The organism is Sporomusa rhizae, from assembly GCF_041428845.1.
Classification (GTDB): domain Bacteria; phylum Bacillota; class Negativicutes; order Sporomusales; family Sporomusaceae; genus Sporomusa; species Sporomusa rhizae.
Map to the genome: position 1 here is coordinate 1,438,967 of NZ_CP156925.1, position 16,672 is coordinate 1,455,638.

The 16,672-nt window shown below is 43.4% G+C and carries 13 protein-coding genes; 11 read left to right on the forward strand and 2 right to left on the reverse strand.

Annotated elements, in window-relative coordinates; genetic code table 11:
* Positions 1–114: 114 nt before the first annotated feature.
* The 3 genes from SRRS_RS06350 to SRRS_RS06360 all read left to right on the forward strand — a co-directional run bounded on the left by SRRS_RS06350 (position 115) and on the right by SRRS_RS06360 (position 2,832).
* Positions 115–1,521 carry a DASS family sodium-coupled anion symporter gene (locus SRRS_RS06350; RefSeq protein WP_371367239.1) on the forward strand — a complete coding sequence of 469 codons (1,407 nt, stop codon included), beginning with the start codon at positions 115–117 and terminating at the stop codon, positions 1,519–1,521.
* 107 nt (positions 1,522–1,628) lie between these two features.
* On the forward strand, positions 1,629–2,177 hold the full coding sequence (locus tag SRRS_RS06355) for a gamma carbonic anhydrase family protein (protein ID WP_371367241.1): 549 nt from the start codon (positions 1,629–1,631) through the stop codon (positions 2,175–2,177).
* A gap of 19 nt (positions 2,178–2,196) precedes the next feature.
* Complete coding sequence (locus tag SRRS_RS06360; RefSeq protein WP_371367243.1) at positions 2,197–2,832, forward strand: nitroreductase family protein; 636 nt, start codon at positions 2,197–2,199, stop codon at positions 2,830–2,832.
* 123 nt (positions 2,833–2,955) lie between these two features.
* On the opposite strand, the gene SRRS_RS06365 is transcribed toward SRRS_RS06360, so the two are convergent.
* Together SRRS_RS06365 and SRRS_RS06370 are read right to left on the reverse strand one after the other, a co-directional pair.
* A complete protein-coding gene (locus tag SRRS_RS06365; RefSeq protein WP_371367245.1) occupies positions 2,956–3,411 on the reverse strand; it encodes a hypothetical protein in 456 nt (151 codons plus the stop codon).
* A gap of 68 nt (positions 3,412–3,479) precedes the next feature.
* The gene (locus tag SRRS_RS06370; RefSeq protein ID WP_371367247.1) at positions 3,480–4,058 is read right to left on the reverse strand and encodes a DJ-1/PfpI family protein; all 579 of its coding nucleotides are present in this window, start codon (positions 4,056–4,058) and stop codon (positions 3,480–3,482) included.
* Positions 4,059–4,297: 239 nt separating this feature from the next.
* On the opposite strand from SRRS_RS06370, the gene SRRS_RS06375 reads away from it, so the two are divergent.
* The 8 genes from SRRS_RS06375 to SRRS_RS06410 all read left to right on the forward strand — a co-directional run bounded on the left by SRRS_RS06375 (position 4,298) and on the right by SRRS_RS06410 (position 16,667).
* Positions 4,298–4,897: a DedA family protein gene (locus SRRS_RS06375; RefSeq protein ID WP_371367249.1), complete on the forward strand. Its 600-nt coding sequence runs from the start codon at positions 4,298–4,300 to the stop codon at positions 4,895–4,897.
* A 79-nt stretch (positions 4,898–4,976) separates the two neighbouring features.
* Positions 4,977–6,455 carry an ATP-binding protein gene (locus tag SRRS_RS06380; RefSeq protein ID WP_371367251.1) on the forward strand — a complete coding sequence of 493 codons (1,479 nt, stop codon included), beginning with the start codon at positions 4,977–4,979 and terminating at the stop codon, positions 6,453–6,455.
* A gap of 460 nt (positions 6,456–6,915) precedes the next feature.
* Positions 6,916–7,608, forward strand: coding sequence for an HAD family hydrolase (locus SRRS_RS06385; RefSeq protein WP_371367253.1), 693 nt, complete (start codon positions 6,916–6,918; stop codon positions 7,606–7,608).
* A gap of 540 nt (positions 7,609–8,148) precedes the next feature.
* Positions 8,149–10,377, forward strand: coding sequence for a formate C-acetyltransferase (pflB, locus tag SRRS_RS06390; protein WP_371367255.1), 2,229 nt, complete (start codon positions 8,149–8,151; stop codon positions 10,375–10,377).
* A 26-nt stretch (positions 10,378–10,403) separates the two neighbouring features.
* Positions 10,404–11,150, forward strand: coding sequence for a pyruvate formate-lyase-activating protein (pflA, locus tag SRRS_RS06395; RefSeq protein ID WP_371367257.1), 747 nt, complete (start codon positions 10,404–10,406; stop codon positions 11,148–11,150).
* A 174-nt stretch (positions 11,151–11,324) separates the two neighbouring features.
* Positions 11,325–12,491, forward strand: coding sequence for a beta-aspartyl-peptidase (iadA, locus tag SRRS_RS06400; protein ID WP_371367259.1), 1,167 nt, complete (start codon positions 11,325–11,327; stop codon positions 12,489–12,491).
* A 233-nt stretch (positions 12,492–12,724) separates the two neighbouring features.
* Entirely contained in the window at positions 12,725–13,666 is a 942-nt protein-coding gene (gene gluQRS, locus SRRS_RS06405) for a tRNA glutamyl-Q(34) synthetase GluQRS (RefSeq protein WP_371367261.1), read from the forward strand.
* A 292-nt stretch (positions 13,667–13,958) separates the two neighbouring features.
* Positions 13,959–16,667, forward strand: a complete 2,709-nt coding sequence (locus SRRS_RS06410) for an ATP-binding protein (protein WP_371367262.1) — start codon at positions 13,959–13,961, stop codon at positions 16,665–16,667.
* Positions 16,668–16,672 lie beyond the last annotated feature (5 nt).

Sequence of the window (16,672 nt, forward strand, 5' to 3'; positions counted from 1 at the left end):
TTTAGCTGGGCAGGATTATTTATGTGCAACCCCATAGAAAAAGGATTTTGTTAAACAAGTAAAGAAAAAATAAATACTATAACACTATTGGTTTCTTACAAGGAGATGGAGTACTTGAAATCACACTACGCCAAAATCGCCGTGTTGTGCAGTGTTGCCGGCGTATTTTTGGCCTTTCCGGCTCCTAACGGTTTAAGCGCCACCGCATGGCATTTATTTGGTGTATTTGTTGCGCTGATATTGGGGCTTATCCTGCAGCCGTATCCTGAGCCGACTCTACTAATTATTATTACTACGCTTGCCAGTATGTTTATTGTGCCCATCCAGGAAGTTTTGGCCGGTTACATGGACACCATGCTGTGGCTGACTGTTGTCGCTATGATGATTGGAATTGGGTTAAAAAAATCAGGTTTAACACGGCGGCTGGGACTTATGCTAATCAGCCGGTTCGGTAAGACAACACTCAGAATTGGCTATATCTTAAGCTTTATTGACTTGCTATTAGCGACGAGTACACCGGCATCACCAGCGCGAACAGGCGGTCTGGTATATCCGCTGTCTGAGGGGGTTATTGAGGCCGGCAGTACGCCTAACTCTCCCGGCCGGCAGCGTACAGGCGCTTATTTTACGCTATTGGCTTTTATGGCTAGTATGCAGACAGGCAGTCTGTTTATGACAGGTATGGGCCCTAACCTTATAAATGTTAAGCTGGCGCAAGATGTACTTGGTATTTCTGTCAGCTGGCCTTTGTGGTCGATAGCCGCATTGCCGGGCTTTATTGTGTTTTTACTTTCACCATATATTATTTATAAGCTGTCGCCGCCAGATACTGCTTCGATGGCCGAAGTCAGAGCCGGAGCCGGTAGTGAACTTGCTCAGATGGGGGCTGTTAGTAAAAAGGAAAGGATAGCGGCCGGAATATTTTTGGCCATTCTTATTCTTTGGGCAACAAGCACGGTAACGAAAATAGACAGCACATTAGTAGCGTTTATTGGTATATCACTTATGCTGATAAGCGAGGTGATTGTCTGGGATGATTTGGCGGAAAGCAAAGAATTATTGTCATTTGTTGTTTGGTTTGGCGCGATTTTGGGATTCTCAGCAGCCTTAACCAAGCTTGGCTTTTTCAGCTGGTTCGCGGGCATAATTAAGTTAATGCTGCCTACAGCAGGGCTGGATAGTTATACTATTTTAGTGCTGATTGCTGCATTGGCAATCGTGCCGCATTACTTTTTTGTATCTTATACAGGATATGTTGTGGCCTTTGCGCCGTTGATTTTTTCATTTGTGGCGGCAACTGATGCTCCTAGATATCCGGCCTTTTTTCTGTTGGCATATTTAATGATTATTTCTTGCTCGCTTACTCACTATGGTAATGCCTTAGGATCGCTGCTGATGGAAAAAGGATATAACGATAAGCGTACTTGGTGGGGAACGGGTGCTTTGCTTACGCTATTATATGCAGTAGTATACTTGACCGTTGGCGTTGTTTATTGGAAGCTGATTGGTTACTGGTACTGATATAATAAAAATTAAATATAGCAATCTCATAAAGTTTGTGTGTAGGTTACTCAACGGTGCATAAAATAGAGGATGGCACTTCATCCGAAACAAAAGGAGTTTTTATAATGATTACAGAATTTGAAGGTATCACCCCAACCATTGATGAGAAGACTTTTATCGCTGATGGTGCTAAGGTTATTGGTGCTGTTACGATGAAAGAGTTTAGCAGCCTATGGTTTAATGTTGTTGCCAGAGGGGATGTTAACCGGATAGAAATTGGGCGGTATAGCAATGTGCAGGACAATAGTGTTGTGCATGTGGCTGATAATTATCCGACCATTATCGGCGATTTTGTGACAGTTGGTCATAATGCCATTATCCATGGTTGTACCATTGAAGACCATTGCCTGATAGGTATGGGGGCCGTTGTCCTTAATGGTGCAGTGGTAGGAAAAGGCAGTATTATTGCCGCAGGTGCTGTTGTCAGGGAAAAACAGATCATACCGCCGCACTCCCTTGTTGTTGGTGTTCCTGGTAAAATAGTCAAATCTTTACCAGAAGAATGGGACAGCATTCATGCCCAGGCGGTAAAGTATAAAACTCTATGGACTGAACGGTATAAAATTCTGCCAAACGCCGGCGGCGAACGCTACAAAGGTGAAAAAATAGTGTAAGTAAATGGGAGGTATTGCGATGGAATTAGAATTTATTTACAAGCGGCATAGTGTGCGTAAATTTTCGGACGAACCAGTGCCTGAAACAAAAATCAGGGACATAATTAAAGCGGCTACGTACGCCCCCTCGGGGAAAAATCAACAAAACTGGCATTTTGTTGTTATAACCGATAAAGCTAAGATTGCTGAAATTGCCCGGATTGTTGAGGCCAAGAATGCGGAGCTCAGTACTTATATGAAAGACGAAGCCAAGATTAAAGCATTTAAAGGCTCTGTTGGATATCATACCGTTTTTAAGGGAGCGCCTGTCCTTGTTCTTGCCTATGCGGGTCCTTATGATACAGTTTCGGATACTCTGCTGGCCGAAGGTATTATATCGCGAGAAGAGGCTATGAAGTTTGCCAGGCCTAATCCCGGCCTTCAAAATATTGCCGCTGCGATGGAAAACTTGCTCCTGGCAGCCGCCAACTTGGGTTATGGAACCTGCTGGATGGTAGGGCCGACTTATGCCGCCACGGAAATTAGTGATTACATAGGTTTTGCAAAAGCAGGCTATTATTTGGCCGCTATGACGCCGCTGGGAGTACCGGCTGCTGCAACTACTGCGGCAACACCGCGCAAGCCGGTGGAAGAGGTTCTGACAATTATTGGCTAACACCTGGTTGTAATAATAAACCTTAGCCATTAACAGGATTAGAACTTAAATAAAAAACAGTGAGGTCGTGTTGAATAACAACGCGGTCTCACTGTTTTTTTTGTAATGGAAAAGCCTTGTTTTTTACTCTACAACAGTTACCCAAAGGTCTGTTGCATGATCGGTGTCTGTGCTGTTGGGGATTACCTTGAGTTTGCCTTTGCCTGGCTTAATAGCGCTAAAGATAGCTTGACCGCTTTCCTGCGGATCGACTTCCGATTTCATTATGTCACCCCAAAAGTTTTCGCCGGACGAGGTAAAACGAGTTGTTTTTGTAAGGCCGGGAGCAGGCGAAAGTACAATTCTTTGTCCGACTTTTAAAGTGATATTGTTGGCTGAAAGTTGCACAGGTTCGGCATCCTTATAATTGTAAGTTACCACAACATCTTTGGCCGGGGGTTGCCCGGCAGGCGGCGTAACAGCGGGCGGAGGAGACTGGGGTTCTACTGGGGTGAGATTATTGGCGCAGCCTCCTAATAGGATAGATCCTGACAGTAATAGTATGGCCGTTAGGATAAAGATATTTTTAGTTTTTTTCATAGCAACCTCCTCATAGTTCTAGTATGGGATGGTTGTCGAACAAATATGTCTTTTAACTTTTATATCCCTTATAGCCTTGTAACATCTATACCATATTCAATTTTATCAGCCACTTCCTGGGACAGAGCGGCGCCAAATAACAGCTTTAGTACGTATAATCCTAACTCGATGCCTGAGCTAACCCCGGCTGATGAAATAATCCTTCCGTCATGGACTACTTTTTGGCTAAGGACGTTAACGGAATATGCTGCTAGCTCTGCCAGGGCAGTATGGTAGGTGGTGGCTTGTTTGCCTGTAAGCAAACCGGCCTCGGCCAGTAAAAATGCGCCTGTACATACAGAGGTAGTAAATTTGGCCAACTGAGATTGCTTGGTAATAAATTCAATTAGTGCTGGATTTTTCATTGCGTCCAGCCGACCTTTTCCACCCGGGACAACGATAATATCTAGTTGTGGGCAGTTGGCCAGCGTTATATGAGGAAATACTTTCAGACCGTTGAAGGCTTCGATTGGTTCAGCAGTTTCGGCAACAAGCATAACTTTAATACTATCAGGTTTAATCTTATTGCAATAACTTAATATTTCAAACGGCCCAGCAAAATCAAGCTCTTCTACCTGCGGGAAAAGTAGAATGCCGACAGTAACCATATAAATCACTCCCCATGCTATTTTATTCAATTGTACAGGAAATAATAGGATTTGTGTACATCATAGTATTTATCCGATGACTAACCCGCACTAAGACTCCCTCTTCTGTAAGTGGGAGTATACCCCTACGGGCACAGGCGAGCGGTTAAGTCCCTGGATAAGGGCGACTAACCTTCAGGTGGGGTTAAAACCCCATCTGAAGCTAAGTCTACTTTATAATTTTTGGAGAGTTAACGAATATGGAACAAACTATATATGATTTTTTCGGGACAATGGGCGGCAATCTTTATATCGCAATTTTTTCCGCCATGCTGTTGACGGGAATGGGAGTACCTTTGCCAGGAGAATTGACATTAGGTTTTACCGGTTATCTGGTTTATACCGGGCAAGCAGATTTTGTCACCGCATTCACATTGGCAACAGCGGGAGATCTGCTAGGAGCTGCGGCTAGCTATGGTATTGGCTATTTTAGCCGATCCCCAAAAATCAGCCGCTGTTTGGGTTTTTTAATGCCTTCTCCTTCTAAGCTGGCAACGATAAACATATGGCTTAATAAGTATGGCATTTACGCTATTATGCTAGGGCGGCTTCTGCCCGTTGTCCGTGGTGCCATTCCAATACCGGCTGGTTTTGTCCGCATGGATAGTAAAAAATACATTATCAGTAATGTGATTAGTTCAAGTATCTGGTGTGCCGCTCTTATTCATGTGGGGGTGTCTCTGGGGTATAACTGGCAGCTGATTGCCGGTTTAGGCAATCAGTTTGGGTGGATTATCGGCGGAGCATTAATTGCAATATTCCTGATCTTGTATTTGGTGCGGCGAGTTTTTATTTTTTGACAATTTAACAAAAAAGAAGGATTTTTTTGAATAATATGTAACTTGTATAATTATTACTATGGAGATAAAGGAGAATTTTATGTTTCCTGGCTCTATACATAAGCGAACCTATATCATCATTACTATTGTTGTGTCGATTCCGCTGTTTCTATGGGCTTATGCGAATGCTACCAAAGCTCAAACCATTTTGCAGCAGAAAACAGAACTGGAGCTCATAGCGGCAGTAACTACGCTGGAACAGCGGTTGCCTCAGACTTTTGAACAAATTTTAACTGAAGAGAGTGTGGTTAACGGGACGGCTGAACAACAACGGGCAGTTTTAAACAAGCATCTTCAGCCGATTGTTGACGAAGTATCTAGGCAGTATCCGCATTTTGGCCTGGGATATTACTCGCCTAGTTTAAGTATAGTAGCTGTATCTCCTTTTAAACCCGAAACGCTGGGATTAAAAGCGCATAACAACTCGCTCAGAATTTATGAGACCAAGCAAAAGGAAATAGTATGCGTTGATAGTGGTATTACCCGCGACGGTAATCCTTTAATTGCTGTCAATTATCCGTTATATTCAAATGGAAATATGATTGGCCATGTGTGGGCAAATTACAAGACTCAGGACTTCCATGACCAATTTTACATTCTGTTGTCGAGAAACCTTGGTTTAATTTGTTTATTGTGGATTAGTGTTTTATTAACGATTGGCTGGGCCTTTCGCAAAATTGAAAATTCATTGACGGAATTTGCCAACCAGGTTAAAAGCGGTAGTCCGAATCCCTCAAAACTGCATGAGTTTCCGCAGCTTATTCCTGTGCTTGATACCGTAATTCAATTAACTAGTGACAAAGACAAAGTAATGGAAGAAATGGCCAAATTGGATAGAATGAATCTGGTATCGCAGATGGCAGCCGGTGTTGCCCATGAAATTAGAAACCCCTTAACAGTAATAAAGGGGTTTTTGCAATATTTCCAGATGAAAGAAGTGGCGGCGACTACTAAAGAACAATGCGGTATCGTTTTAGAGGAACTTGGCCGGGTGGAGGCTATTATTACTGACTTTTTGTCACTGGCAAAAAACCGGGTCACTGAACAAAAACATTGTAATATCAACAGTATCCTTGAGGGAGTATATCCGTTACTGACCGCCGAAGCGCTAAAGAATGGGGTCGAGCTAACACTTAATTTAGATAAGCGAATCCCGGAAACTTTGCTTAATGATAAAGAGATTATCCAACTTATTCTCAATCTTACTCGCAACTCCATGGAAGCTATCAAGGAGCATGGTTTAGTAATCATCCAGACGCGGCTTGTTGACAAGAAGTATATTGTAACTATCTCTGACAACGGCTGCGGAATACCACCAGAGATATGTAAAAATATATTTGATCCATTTTATACGACTAAAGAAAATGGCACAGGACTAGGCTTAGCTATCTGTACCAGCATTGTAAACCGTCATAACGGAACTATTGAAGTTGTTTCTGCTCTGCAATCGGGAACTACCTTTACCATTACTCTTCCAATATATTCACCGGACGCCGGCAAAGGTCAGATGGTAATGTAGTGATTTTTAAAAGTTAATAAATGAGTTGTCAACAAGAATTAAAAAAATTCCGAAAAACATACTTGAAAAAAAACAATAACTATGCTATTATCTAAATAAGCACCATCCTTATAGTTTCTAGATTCAAACCAGTGTGCAGTAGGTAGGAAACTTCCGTTTTCCGTTTGTTGCAAATCGGTTACTTGATCTGGCAGGATAGTGTTTTTTGTTTACTCAAAATCTGTATAATGTCCATCTGGTGTTAAGTCCATGTGACCCGTCCGTAAGTAAGATTGTAAAAGGCAGGTTTAGTGTATCGGTACAGTACTACTATAGGGATAGGTGCTTTGTTAAGAGGGAAGGGTAATCCTTCCCTCATTCATTTTTTAATTGCTAAATAATGCGGTTACTGCAGTCTCTGACAGGAGTTTACCGGTGCATTGGCGAAATATATAGAGAAATATTGGGAGGATGAAGGTAATTGCGGATACTTTTTTGGGATATTGACGGGACTCTTATTCGTACGTCCAAAGCAGGTTTATATGCATTGTCACAGGCAACTGAGGAAATTTGGGGTAAATCTGTAGATATGGATAAAATTCAGGCTGCAGGTATGACCGATAACTACATTGCCAGGCAAATTATTGAATCCCTACTAGGTCGGGAAGCTGCCTCAGAAGAGATAGCTATGTTATGCCGGCGGTATGAAACTATCCTGCCGGCACAGTTAGCTGCCAGAGATGGTTTGATATTACCGGAAGTTATAAACATTTTGTCACAGCTTTATGAACGCGAAGAGTACAAACTTCTGCTGCTGACAGGCAATAGTGTGCAAGGGGCACAAATAAAACTTAGACATTTTGAATTAACAAAGTACTTCGATTTTTCGTGTAGTGCGTTTGCCGCGCAATATGAACGCCGTGTTGATATTGCCCGCAGTGCATTGGAAATTGTGCGTTCTAACTGGGGTAACCCCGAGCAGCATGAAATCTTCGTGATTGGTGATACGCCCCATGATGTGGAATGCGGTAAAGCAATTGGGGCCTATACTATCGGGACAGCTACTGGCAGGTATACGGTTGACCAATTAGAATTTTGTGCTCCTTGGTGGGTAGTTGACAGCTTACCCTCACACGAAATTTTTATAGAGAAAATAGCAGCCGGCAAGTGCTAAGCTTGGCTGCTATATTTTTTTTAGCCTGATAGAAAGTAAATTTTCGCCTGGATAAGGGAAACACGGCTTCCGCTTTCGCCAAGACTCGGCAGAAGCCGTGTTTTCTTTATTTTTCCGGCGATTTTACAGAGAACAAGGTACGGATTTTCCTGATAAATCAAATGTTTTACTAATTGTGATTTGCGTAGCAATTGAGAAGATATTTACTTCTTTTCACCCACTAGACAAACTTTGCTAATGTATTGCATAATAAGCCTAAAGAAATTTTATCCGATGACTAGCTCTCTCTAGACTCCGTCTTTTCCAAATGGAAGTACGGGGACCGGCAAGAGGCTAAGTCCCCGGATAAGGGCGACTACTATCTTCAGGTGGGGCTAAAACCCCAGCTGAGAAGCTGAGTCTACTATAAGTTACCAATTGCAGACCGGGCGGAATGTATGCAAGGCGGTTTGTATGAGGTGAAAGCCGACCGCCTGGGCATTCCTGCTCAGGCGGTCTTATGTTGTAATTGTTTGAAATTTCTAAGAGGGGGATTCATACATGAAAGCATGGCAAGGATTCAAAGGTCAATCTTGGCAAAATACTATTAATGTTCGCGATTTTATCCAGCAAAACTACACTCCATACGAAGGCGACGGCCAATTCCTAGCAGGTCCCACCGAACGTACCAGTAAGCTTTGGGAAAAGTGCTCAGAGCTTTTAAGACAAGAACGTGCCAATAATGGTGTGCTTGATGTAGATTCTAGCAAGGTATCTACAGTTACCTCGCATCCTGCCGGATATATCAATAAAGAGCTGGAAGTTGTTTTTGGCCTACAAACCGATGCTCCGCTTAAGCGCGGTATCATTGTTAATGGCGGTATCCGTATGGCCGAACAGGCTTGCGAAGCATATGGGTATGAACTCGATGAGAAAATCAGCGAAACCTACCACAATCACCGTATTACCCATAATACTGGAGTATTTATGGCTTACACCGACGAAATGAAGCTGGCGCGCGGTACCGCAATTATAACAGGTCTGCCTGACGCCTATGGTCGTGGCCGCATTATCGGCGACTATCGCCGGCTGGCTCTTTACGGCATTGATAAACTATCCGAAGCAAAAATGAACGATTTGCACGAATTAGCTGTTAAGCCTATGACGGAAGATGTTATACGGCTTAGAGAAGAAGTATCCCATCAGCTTAATGCACTGAAAGATATTATTACTCTTGGTAAAATATACGGCTTTGATCTTACCCGGCCGGCTGAAAACGCTGCTGAAGCTGTCCAATGGTTATACCTGGGTTATCTGGCTGCTATTAAAGAACAAAACGGTGCGGCTATGTCTTTGGGCCGGGTATCGACATTCTTAGATATCTACATCGAACGCGACTTAGCGCAAGGTGTGCTGACCGAAGCTCAGGCTCAGGAATTAATTGACCAACTGGTAATTAAGCTCAGATTTGCTCGGCAGCTTAGAACTCCTGAGTATAATGAACTGTTTGCCGGTGACCCGTTATGGGTTACGGAAGCTATTGGCGGTGTAGGACTTGACGGACGTCCGCTTGTTAGCAAAACTTCATTCCGGACCTTACACACTCTCTATAACTTAGGGTCGGCTCCCGAACCTAATTTGACTGTACTCTGGTCAACTCAGCTTCCGGAAAACTTTAAAAAATTTAGCGCTCAGGTATCTATTGATACTAGTGCTTTACAATATGAAAACGATGATGTTATGCGCCCGACTTATGGTGACGATTACGCTATTGCCTGCTGTGTATCCGCAATGCGTCTTGGTGAACAAATGCAATTCTTCGGCGCCCGTGCTAACTTAGCAAAAGCGCTATTAATGGCTATTAACGGCGGTAAAGACGAGGTCAGCGGCAAGCAAGTAGCGCCTGTGCTGCCTATTCCCGAAGGTGAATACCTTGACTACGAAACTGTCCGAAAGAACTACTCAACCGTAATGGATTGGCTTGCCGGACTGTATGTTAATACCGTAAATGTTATCCACTTCATGCATGATAAATATGCGTATGAACGTTCGCAAATGGCGCTTCACAATACCGGGGTTGGCCGTCTGATGGCTTTTGGTATTGCCGGTTTGTCGGTTGTAGCCGACTCACTAAGCGCAATTAAATATGCCAAAGTAAAACCGATCCGTGATGAACGTGGAATCGCCACTAACTTCGAATTTGTTGGGGAAGCTCCTTGCTACGGAAATGATGACGAGCGTGTGGATCTTATCGCCAAGGAAGTAACTGCTGAATTCTCGGCTAATCTTAAAAAACATCCGACTTACCGTAATGCCGAACATACTCTCTCGGTACTAACTATTACTTCAAACGTAATGTACGGTAAGAAAACCGGCTCTACTCCGGACGGACGTAATGCCGGTCAGGCGTTTGCACCAGGCGCTAATCCCATGCATGGCCGCGATAAGCGGGGTGCTTTAGCAGCCTGCAACTCAGTAACCAAAATTAGCTACGAAGATTGTCGTGACGGTATTTCCTACACCTTCTCCATTGTGCCAGGGGCATTAGGGAAGTGTTGTGATTCCCGGGTTAATAACCTGACTGCTGTACTTGACGGTTATTCCGAGAATAACGGTCATCACATCAATGTAAACGTCCTGGATCGGGCTGTATTGGAAGACGCAATGCAGAATCCCGAGAATTATCCGCAGCTTACTATTCGGGTTTCAGGTTATGCTGTTAACTTTATCAAACTTACGCCTGCTCAACAGCGGGAAGTAATTAGTCGTACTTTTTACGAGGCTGTTTAATATAATTTTTCAAGGAGCCAAAGACTATGTCGCAGCAATATGGTTACTATCATTCTGTAGAAACATTTGGAACTGTTGATGGCCAGGGTATTCGTTATGTCCTATTTTTGGCCGGATGTTCTTTGGGCTGTAAATTTTGTCACAACCCGGATACCTGGGTGCGTGGTGATAAAACCATAAGTGTCGATGAGGTTATGGCTGATATCAAAAAATATCGCCGATATTATGAAGCATCGGGTGGCGGCTTGACTCTCTCAGGTGGAGAACCACTGTTGCAGCCGGAGTTTGCGGCCGAATTATTTAAAACCTGCCGGGATAAAGAAGTGCATACGACATTGGATACTGCCGGCAATTACCCGGTGGAAAGCTTGCATCTCGTTTTGCCTTATACTGATGCCGTCTTGTTCAGCATTAAAGCCGTAGACACTGAGAAACACCGCTGGCTGACCGGTACGGATAATGCCCGTATACTCGCTAATCTCAAGACCTTATCGGCGGTAATGCCTGTTACTATCCGCTATGTAGTTATTCCCGGTGTAACCAATGGGCTGGAAGACCTTGACGCTTTAGCGGGGTTAATTAAATCTTTACCAGGTCCGGCGGCGGTAGAATTGCTGCCGTACCATACGTTTGGCCGTAAAAAATGGGCTCACTTAGGCAGAACCTATTTGCTCGAAGGTGTGCCTGATGCTTCTTTGCAAGATGTTGCCAAGGTTCAGGCATATTTAAAAGAACGGCAAATTGAAGTTTTATATGAAACCAAAGCAGGTTAATTATAGAAGCCGGCACTGGGATTTCCCAGTTGCTGGCTTTTTTTTCGTAAATAAAAAGTCATAACTGTCCAGGAGTGGGGACGGACAAAATATTGCATAATAAACAAAGAAGGGGCATGAGTATTTTTCAAGGGTTAAGACGCACGCAATATTAGAAATAACAGAGGTGACAGAGTGTTTACTATTTTAAAAGGCGGTAATGTATTTGCTCCCCCGGATTTAGGTATAAAGGATGTTGTTATTGCAGGTCGGCAGATTAGCAATATTGCACCTGATATTTCGCCTGACTGGCAGTATGGAGAAACTCAGGTGGTAGATGTCACAGATATGTCGGTAGTGCCTGGATTTATAGACCAACATGTCCATTTGTTAGGAGGCGGTGGTGAAGACGGTTTTGCAACCCGCACACCGGAAGTGGTGTTAACAGACATTACCCAAGCGGGAACTACAACTGTTGTCGGTTGTTTGGGCACAGACGGCATTACCCGGCACATGGCAGGCTTGCTGGCTAAAGCCCGCAGTCTGGACGAGGAAGGAGTAACAACTTACCTCTATACCGGTGCGTATGAGGTGCCGCCACCGACACTTACCGGCAATGTACGCACAGATTTGGTACTTATCGATAAAATTATCGGCTGCGGGGAAGTTGCTATTAGTGATCACCGTTCTTCTCAGCCATCAAAGGAAGAATTGGCGAGATTAGCGGCGGAAGCACGGGTAGGCGGACTTTTAAGCGGTAAGGCCGGTATTCTCCATCTTCATATTGGAGCTGGACCACGACAGCTTAATGTATTATTTGAGCTTATCGCTGAAACCGAAATTCCTATAAGCCAATTTGTTCCCACCCATATAAACCGTAATTGGGAACTTATTCTGGAGGGAATCAAACTAGCCAACAAAGGGGGAGTAATAGATTTTACTGCTGCTGACCCGGCAGATCAGGGAAATGAAACCATAACAGCCGCTCAGGCCATTCTTTTTTGTCTGAAGCAAGGCGTACCAATAGAGCAGTTGACCATTAGTTCGGATGGCCATGGCAGTCTCCCGGTATTTGACGGAAACGGCGGTGTCAGTGGCATAAAAGAGTCAAAATTAACATGTCTGTATGAAGAAGTAAAACAGTTAGTACTAGCCGGTTTATCGCTAGGTGAAGCGATTAAGCCTGTAACAATTAATCCGGCCAGGGTTTTGAAGTTAACGCCAACTAAAGGGACAATAGCTATAGGTAGTGACGCTGATATTGTGGTGATTGATAAGCTTTTAAACATCCGGCACGTTTTTGCAAAAGGGCGTTGGTTAGTTAGAGATGGTCAGGCAATTGTAAAAGGCACTTTCGAATAACTACCAAAATAATTCAATTACAAGATTTAAGTAATGTACTTAAGAACAATCGTCCTAATTCGGGATGGTTGTTTTTGATTAAAGGAATATTACCGGCAGGGCACGAAATGAGAATATGTAAAAATAAGAAGAGATTTAGAATAATTAATGATGCTTATTGCCTGGGTAATAAATATATGGTATTAGATAGTATGTTGATACAAAGTTTTAGGTAAGGGGGATACTGTTACATCATGCGTTTAATCCGGGGGCGTTTTGCTCCCAGTCCGACTGGTGAGATTCATTTGGGCAATGCCTGGACAGCACTGCTGGCCTGGCTGCAAGTGAGAGCGGCTGGTGGAACAATGGTACTTAGAATCGAAGATCTTGATCCGGACAGGTCGCGGCAAGTTTATATAGATAGATTGATGGCAGATATGAAATGGCTGGGACTTGATTGGGACGAAGGACCTGATATAGGAGGGGCGTATGCACCATATTGTCAGGATGAGCGGCGGGAGCTATATCAAATGGCGTTAGAACGCTTGACGGCGGCTGGGCTGGTATACCCTTGTTATTGCACCCGGGCGGAATTGGCGGCTTCAGCTCCTCATGGTAGTGAAAACGAGCGTGTCTATTCCGGTATCTGTAGGTATCGGGAAGTAGATACCTACCGGAAAGCAACGAAACGTCCGGCATTACGCTTGGCTGTACAGCCTGGGGTAATTGAATTTGACGATCTTCATACCGGGCATGTCAGTCAGGAGCTTGCCAGGGAGGTTGGTGACTTTGTTGTGCGGCGTTCCGATGGCGTTCATGCCTATCAACTGGCAGTGGTTGTCGACGACGCCGCTATGGGTATTACTCATGTGCTACGGGGCGATGACCTGTTAAATTCAACACCGCGCCAGTTGCTGTTATACCGCTTGTTAGGACTTACAGCGCCTAAGTTTACTCATGTTCCCCTGCTGGTTGATCTAGACGGTCATCGGCTGTCAAAACGTCAACAGGCACTATCAATTGCTGTTCTCCGTGCTAACGGTGTAAAAGCTGAAGCCATTATAGGGTACTTGGCTTTTAAAGCCCGGTTAGTAGATAAATATCAGCCTGTAAAGGCGACGGAACTAATCCGCAGTTTTGATGTTACCGGATTGCCGCATGGACAGGTGATTATTGAAGATAAACTCCCGATATAAAGAGGTTTAGTTGCAGATTTTACTTTTCTGCAGCTTGGAGAATCAGTCATATCAATGTAAGGACTTAAAAATACAACAGACGGTGTTCGCATTAAACTGCGTGAGCCGTCTGTTGTATTTTTTCACTTAGTGGTTCCTGAGCTGTTTCCCGGAGAGTGCTATGTATATAGGTTGTTTGTCATAATTAAGGAATATTTTGTAAAAAATATATAATTTTAGGAAAAAAATGCAGGAAAAGTAAATTTGATATAGAAAGATTATTTGTTTATTGGTTATTGGGGGTTAAAAAAGCATGGGATTTAAGCGTAAATTATTATTGGCTTTCGGTTCTATAATTTTACTTATGGTAATGTTTTTAGGAATTGCGGTAGTGTTAACTTATCAGTTAAATGATAATATAAACGAAGCCATAAAGGATAAATATGAAAAGGGCCGTAAAACCAGTGTAATTGATCGCAGCATTTATTCTATAGACGGATCGTTGAAAAATCTTGTTATTTCCTCAAATGATGATAAGCGCCAGTCGGCACTAACGGAGATTGAGAAATCACAGGGCGAACAGAAGATTGCTCTTGAATCTTATGCAAGAGCTGTCACTAATCCCCGTATTTTAGAAATTTTACCCAAATTGAAAGCTACCCTGGACAACTATGAATATTTGACGCAGGAGATTATCCGCTTGACCAAAGCAGGCCAGCACACAGAAGCCGCTAGGTTATTAATGTCGGATGGGCAGACAATTGTTACACGAGCGATTAATTTGACCCAGGAATTACGAACGCTCCAGGAACGGATAATGGTCGATACATTAGAAGAAGCAACAACTACCTACAAGATGGCGGAATTATTCCTTGTTATCTGTAGTATAACCAGCGTTATTATCGGCGTAGGTATTACGATTAGGGTAATTGGCAGCGTTACAAGTGATTTAAGGAAAATGGCTAAAGTCATTAATAGTGTGAGGGACTCCAAGGCCAAGGTTTTGCCAAGAATTAGCATCTATTCACGCGATGAAATCGGAAGTATCGCAAAAGCTTTTAATGAAATGGTGGCAGTTCTTGAATGGCATCGAATACAAGAAAAAGAGTTTATCGCTGCCATGGAAGCGCAAAGTTGGTTAAAATCACAACTCGCCGAGATGTTTACTTTATTGCAAGGTGTTAGTGATCACGCAACACTGGGGAAAGATTTTATTAATAAACTCGCGCCAACCCTTGGAGCAAACTATGGTGTAGTTTATATTGTGGAAAACGATGGCGGAACGCAGTGGCTAAATAAGCTGGCGAGCTATGCTGATTCTGGTGACACTGTTGGTGTAAGCAGGTTACGTATGGGAGAAGGTATTATCGGGCAATGTGCGGTGCAAAACCGATCTGTTATTTTGGATCAGGTACCTGAAGGGTATATTAAGCTGACCTCCGGGCTGGGTAGTGCCAAACCCGATTATATTGTAGCTTTGCCTGTCTGCTACGAAGATAAGGTTTTAGCGGTTGTTGAATTAGCTGGGTTTGGTCAGTTAACGGAAATACATACGCAATATATACAACAAGTTATGAAAAATATAGCGGTTATACTAACAAGGGTAACCAGCCAGATGCAGGCCGCACATTTGTTGATTGAATCCCAAACCTTTGCCGAAGAGCTGCAGAGCCAGTCAGAGGAACTGCAGCAGCAGCAGGAAGAACTAAAGATTATTAATGAAAGATTGGAAGAGCAGTATCGGAATTCCGAACACAAGACAAAGGCATTAGAACAAGCAAAGGCTGAACTGGAAGAACGCACACGCCAGTTAGATCTATCGTCCCGCTATAAAACTGAGTTTTTAGCCAATATGTCGCATGAACTCAGAACTCCGCTTAACAGCCTGTTAATTTTGGCGCAAGCGCTGGAGGCGAATAGGGATAATAATTTAACAGCCAAGCAATTGGAATATGTTCGTACTATTTATTCGGCAGGTAATGATTTACTTCTCTTGATTAACGACATTCTGGATTTGTCAAAACTAGATTCCGGCAAACTCACTATTAATATGGAACTTATGCATATTGCCAATATGACAGCAGATTTAGTTAATCAGTTTAAACCGGTAGCGGAGCGGTCAGAGTTGGACTTTATTGTCGAAATAGATAAGGAGATACAGGCTGCTATTTATACAGACAAGCTCAGGCTACAGCAAATTCTGAAAAACTTACTATCAAATGCCTTTAAATTTACAGAGAAAGGCTGGGTTAAGTTATGGATAAAAAAAGCAGCCAATCCGGATTGGCTGGTATTTGAAGTGAGTGATTCAGGTATTGGGATTCCTCCTGATAAGCAGACTATGATCTTTGAAGCTTTCCGGCAAGTTGACGGGACAGCCAGCCGCAAATACGGCGGTACTGGTCTGGGATTGTCTATTAGCCGGGAACTTTCACGCTTACTGGGTGGATGTATCAGTTTGGAGAGTAAAGAGGGGTATGGCAGTACCTTTGCTTTATACCTTCCCAGCCGGGCAAGTCTGATCCGCGAACTTCCGAATCTTTCTACTACCGAAGCAGCATCTACGATAGCTGAAGATCCAGTTTTGCCCACTACGGTGGAGGCTGCAAGCAGGCAGCGAAATGACAGTAGTGAGGCTACTCTTGCCGGCAAAAAAGTTTTGATTATAGACGATGATATGTGCAATGTATATGCCCTTGTTGCTGCGATGGAGGTAGAGGGAATTGTGCCATTATTCACCAAGAATAGCAGGGATGGCTTACCGTATTTAAGAGAATACGCTGACATTGAACTAATCATTATTGACAATACGTTGCTAGAATTAGATAACTATGAAGTTATTCAGAATATCCGTAAGAGACCGGAATTTTATGAATTGCCAATTCTAGTACTTACGGCAAAAAAAATGATCCAGGACGGGAAAAGATGCAGGTGTATGGAAATGGGAGCTTCCGATTATATCAGCAAGCCGGTAAATCTTGACCAATTGTTCTCACTATTGCGAGTGTGGCTGAATCAGTAGGTGAA

Coding starts and splice junctions, on each gene's coding strand:
- SRRS_RS06410 (WP_371367262.1), top strand. CDS start 13,959: ATGGGATTTAAGCGTAAATTATTATTGGCTTTCGGTTCTATAATTTTA.
- SRRS_RS06365 (WP_371367245.1), bottom strand. CDS start 3,411: ATGAAAAAAACTAAAAATATCTTTATCCTAACGGCCATACTATTACTG.
- SRRS_RS06370 (WP_371367247.1), bottom strand. CDS start 4,058: ATGGTTACTGTCGGCATTCTACTTTTCCCGCAGGTAGAAGAGCTTGAT.
- gluQRS (WP_371367261.1), top strand. CDS start 12,725: ATGCGTTTAATCCGGGGGCGTTTTGCTCCCAGTCCGACTGGTGAGATT.
- SRRS_RS06355 (WP_371367241.1), top strand. CDS start 1,629: ATGATTACAGAATTTGAAGGTATCACCCCAACCATTGATGAGAAGACT.
- SRRS_RS06360 (WP_371367243.1), top strand. CDS start 2,197: ATGGAATTAGAATTTATTTACAAGCGGCATAGTGTGCGTAAATTTTCG.
- pflB (WP_371367255.1), top strand. CDS start 8,149: ATGAAAGCATGGCAAGGATTCAAAGGTCAATCTTGGCAAAATACTATT.
- SRRS_RS06375 (WP_371367249.1), top strand. CDS start 4,298: ATGGAACAAACTATATATGATTTTTTCGGGACAATGGGCGGCAATCTT.
- pflA (WP_371367257.1), top strand. CDS start 10,404: ATGTCGCAGCAATATGGTTACTATCATTCTGTAGAAACATTTGGAACT.
- SRRS_RS06380 (WP_371367251.1), top strand. CDS start 4,977: ATGTTTCCTGGCTCTATACATAAGCGAACCTATATCATCATTACTATT.